General features: G+C 67.0%; 2 protein-coding genes and 1 pseudogene. All 3 read right to left on the bottom strand.

Going from position 1 to position 4,329, the window contains the following annotated elements; translation table 11 throughout:
• Window positions 1-110: 110 nt before the first annotated feature.
• Entirely contained in the window at window positions 111-1,835 is a 1,725-nt protein-coding gene (gene treS, locus ACY45C_RS07095; RefSeq protein ID WP_462186839.1) for a maltose alpha-D-glucosyltransferase, read from the bottom strand.
• Window positions 1,835-3,853 (bottom strand): alpha-1,4-glucan--maltose-1-phosphate maltosyltransferase, encoded by a 2,019-nt coding sequence (locus ACY45C_RS07090; RefSeq protein WP_462186838.1) that lies wholly within the window; start codon window positions 3,851-3,853, stop codon window positions 1,835-1,837. The genes treS and ACY45C_RS07090 overlap by 1 nt, the downstream gene beginning before the upstream one ends.
• A gap of 235 nt (window positions 3,854-4,088) precedes the next feature.
• A pseudogene (locus ACY45C_RS07085) lies at window positions 4,089-4,329 on the bottom strand (hypothetical protein); the annotation flags it as partial.

Here is a 4,329-nt window from a genome sequence, read left to right as displayed (position 1 = left end):
GGCCTGGTCCTGGTGGCGGCGCCACCGGCAGTTCCTCGCCAAACACTGCCACTACCACCGCCAGGCCGTGAAGCTACAACTCAACTGATCACAAAAGTCGGGTTGGAGTACTAGGGGGTGAATTCCCCCGGTCTGGTCACCGCGAACCAGTAACGTCCGTGACCTGGCAGCGTCAGCAGGTAGGGAAGCTCGCCGATCGGCGGGAAGTGCACCCGGCCGAGCAGTTCCACCGGAACCAATCCCTCGAAACGACGCAGATCGAGCTCCACCGGCTGGGCGAAGCGGGACAGATTCGCGACGCACAGGACCCGGTCGTCGCCGAACTCGCGGACGAAGGCGAAGATCGAGGGATTGGACGCGCCAAGCTCGGTGTAGTCGCCGAGCCCAAAGACCGGATGACGCTTGCGTACCTCGATCATCCGCTTGGTCCAGGCCAGGAACGAGGTCGGCATGCGCTGTCCGGCCTCGACGTTCAGGGCCTGATAACCGTAGACCGGATCCATGATCAGGGGAAGGTACAGCCGGGCCGGGTCCGCGGTGGAGAAACCGGCGTTACGGTCCGGTGACCACTGCATCGGAGTCCGGACGCTGTCCCGGTCGCCCAGGTAGATGTTGTCACCCATCCCGATCTCGTCGCCGTAGTACAGCACTGGCGAGCCGGGCAGCGAGAGCAGGAGCGCGGTGAACAGCTCCATCTGGTCACGGCTGTTGTCCAGCAGCGGCGCCAGCCGGCGACGAATGCCGATGTTGGCCTTCATACGTGGATCTTTCGCGTATTCGGCCCACATGTAGTCCCGTTCCTCGTCGGTCACCATTTCGAGCGTCAGCTCGTCGTGGTTGCGCAGGAAGATGCCCCACTGGCAGTTCGGCGGGATCTGGGGCGTCTGAGCGAGAATCTCCGAGATCGGGTAGCGGGACTCCCGCCGGACCGCCATGAAGATGCGCGGCATCAACGGGAAGTGGAACGCCATGTGACACTCGTCGTCGTTGCCGAAGTACTCGACGACGTCGGAGGGCCACTGGTTCGCCTCGGCGAGCAGCACACGGTCGGCGTACTTGGCGTCGACCTCCTTGCGGACCCGTTTGAGGTACTCGCGGGTCTCCGGCAGGTTCTCGCCGTTGGTGTTCTCCCGGACATAGAGGTAGGGGACCGCGTCGAGCCGGAACCCGTCGATGCCGAGATCGAGCCAGAAGCGCAGGACCTCCAGCATCGCCTCCTGGACCTCGGGGTTGTCATAGTTCAGGTCGGGCTGGTGGGAGAAGAAACGGTGCCAGTAGTACTGACCGCGGACCGGATCCCACGACCAGTTCGACTTCTCGGTGTCCACGAAGATGATCCGGGCGTCCGGGTACAGCTCGTCGCTGTCGGACCAGACGTAGAAGTCCCCGAACGGCCCGTCGGGGTCGGAGCGGGACGCCTGGAACCAGGGGTGGGCGTCCGAGGTGTGGTTCATCACCAGATCCGCGATGATCCGGATGCCCCGGCGGTGGGCCTCGTCGACCAGGCTGACGAAGTCGCCGAGGTCGCCGAATTCCGGTAGGATCTGAAAGTAGTCACTGATGTCGTAGCCGCCATCACGCAACGGCGAGGAGTAGATTGGCAGCAGCCACAGACAGTCGACGCCGAGCCACTCCAGGTAGTCGAGTCTGGAGATCAGGCCGCGAATGTCCCCGGTGCCGTCGCCGTTGGAGTCCGCGAAGCCGCGGATGAGCACCTCGTAGAACACGGCCCGCTTGAACCAGCGCGGGTCGCGTAAGGTCTCCCCGCTCGGCATGGCGGGGGCCGGGCCGGGGGCGTGCTCGCCGATCGGTTCGCTGAGAGGCTCAGAATCCATCACGGCCGGGCCCGCACAGCGAAGACGTGCGCGGGCCCGACCGCCGGGTCCAGCCGCACGTAGTTCTGCTTGCCCCACGCGTAGGCGGCACCAGTGATCTCATCGGTGACCTCGAAGGAGTCTTCCCAGCCGAGGCCGAGGGCCGGCATGTCGAGCCGCACGGTGGTCTCCCGGGGAGCGTGCGGGTCGAGGTTGACGACGACGAGCACGGTGTCGGCAGCGGCCGTGTCCCCGGGACCCGTGTCGTCTGCTCGCAGGGAGTCCACCCGCTTGGAGAAGACCATGATCTCGTCCCCGTCGGCATGGTGGAAGTGGAGGTTGCGCAGCCACTGCAAGGCGGGGTGGGCGCGGCGGATCTGGTTGAGTCTGGTCAGGTACGGCGCGAGCGACTGGCCCGCACGCTCCGCCGCGGCCCAGTCGCGCGGCCGGTACTGGTACTTCTCGGAGTCCAGGTACTCCTCGCTGCCCGGTCGGACCGGGGTGTTCTCGCGCAACTCGTACCCGGCGTAGACGCCCCAGGTCGGCGACAGCGTCGCCGCGAGCACCGCCCGGATCTGGAACGCCGCCGGGCCGCCGTGCTGCAGGTACTCCGGCAGGATGTCCGGGGTGTTGACGAAGAAGTTCGGCCGCATGTAGTGCGCGGCCGACACCAGTTCGCGCGCGTACTTCTCGAGCTCCCACTTCGTGTTGCGCCAGGTGAAATAGGTATATGATTGGGTGAAACCGACCTTGGCGAGCGTGTGCATCATCGCCGGCCGGGTGAACGCCTCCGCGAGGAAGAGCACATCCGGTTCGGTCGACTTCACCTGGGCGATGAGCCATTCCCAGAACTCGACGGGCTTTGTGTGCGGATTGTCGACACGGAAGATTCGTACTCCGTGTGCAGTCCAGTACCGGACAACGCGTAGTATCTCCTGGTAGAGCCCGGTCGGGTCGGCGTCGAAGTTCAGCGGATAGATGTCTTGGTACTTCTTCGGCGGATTCTCCGCGTAGGCGATGGAGCCGTCGCTGCGCACGACGAACCACTCCGGGTGATGCTTCGCCCATGGATGGTCCGGCGCGCACTGCAGGGCGAGGTCGAGCGCGATCTCCATGCCCAGCGAGCGTGCCCGGGCGACGAACAGGTCGAAGTCGTCGATCGTGCCGAGGCCGGGATGCACGGCGTCGTGGCCGCCGTGTTCGCTGCCGATGGCCCACGGCGAGCCGGGGTCTGTCGGACCGGGAGTGAGGGTGTTGTTGGGACCCTTGCGGTTGACCTCGCCGATCGGATGGATCGGCGGCAGGTACACCACGTCGAAGCCCATCGCCGCGACCGCGGGCAGGCGTTCGGCCGCGGTGAGGAAGGTCCCGGACCGGGGCGGGTCGAGGCTCGCGCCCTCCGAGCGCGGGAACATCTCGTACCAGCTGCCGTAGAGGGCGCGCCGACGATCCACCCACACCCGGTACAGCGGCGAGCGGGTCACCAGCTCGCGCAGCGGGCAGGCGTCCAGCAGGCTCACCAGCCGAGGATCGAGGGCCGCGGCGATCCGGTCGCGGGGGTCGGTGCGATTGTCGTCGCGCAGCGCGGCCACGGCGAGGGCGATCTCCGCCCGGCGCGGTTCGGGGAGCCCGGGCAGGGCCCGCAGCAGCAGGCGCGCACCGTCCTCGAAGTCCACCGCGAGTTCGTCCGTGTTCTGGCCTGCGCCGACCTTGAGGGCGATACCGTGCTGCCAGGTGGCGAGCGGATCAGCCCACGCCTCGACCCGATATCCCCACAGGCCTTCGGTCCCGGCGGTGATCTCCGCCTCGTAACGGTCGGTCCCGGGGCCAACGGACCGCATCCGGGTGAACGGAGTTCCCTGCCCGTCGGGACCTGACAGCACGACGTTCGCGCCGATGAGGTCATGACCCTCGCGGAACACCGTTGCACCGACGGTGAGAATTTCGCCCGCGACCGCCCGCGCCGGCCACTGGCCACACGAGACGGTCGGTGTCACATCGGAGATGACAACCCGGCCTACTGAACGTCCGATCATCATGACGACCTTATCCAGACGAACCACACCTCAATGGTCCGCCCTGCACGTGGCGATTGGCGACACCTCTGTGTGAACTGCCCGCGACCATCGCATGGGCGATTGTTGTCGTTGGGGTGGGTCGGTCCGTCCCGCCCGGATGGCCCGCGCTGAAGGCGATGTTCCCCAGTTGTGGCCCTGTCGAACGTCCGAACCTCCTCCGTTGTGGTGTTCCGGGTGCGGGGTCGAGGCCGGAGCGTCACCGGGCCCCGGCGGCGGACGCCCGGCGCATTCCGGAATCATTGTGGTGATGTTGTGTGGTGGGGTCGGGGTAGCTTGGGTGGTGTTCCGCCGCGGTTACCGGCGCGTAAAGGGGTGGTTCGATCGTGGAGGGCGAGCGGCACCGGGACGATCCGGGCGGAGCCGGCGCGGCAACGGGACGGCGCCGGGGCGGTGTGGCGCCGGCCGCGGGAACCTCGCGGCCCACTCGTTCGTCCCGC

The organism is Frankia sp. CcWB2 (assembly GCF_977927585.1).
This window is presented reverse-complemented; position numbering and strand designations above follow the sequence as displayed.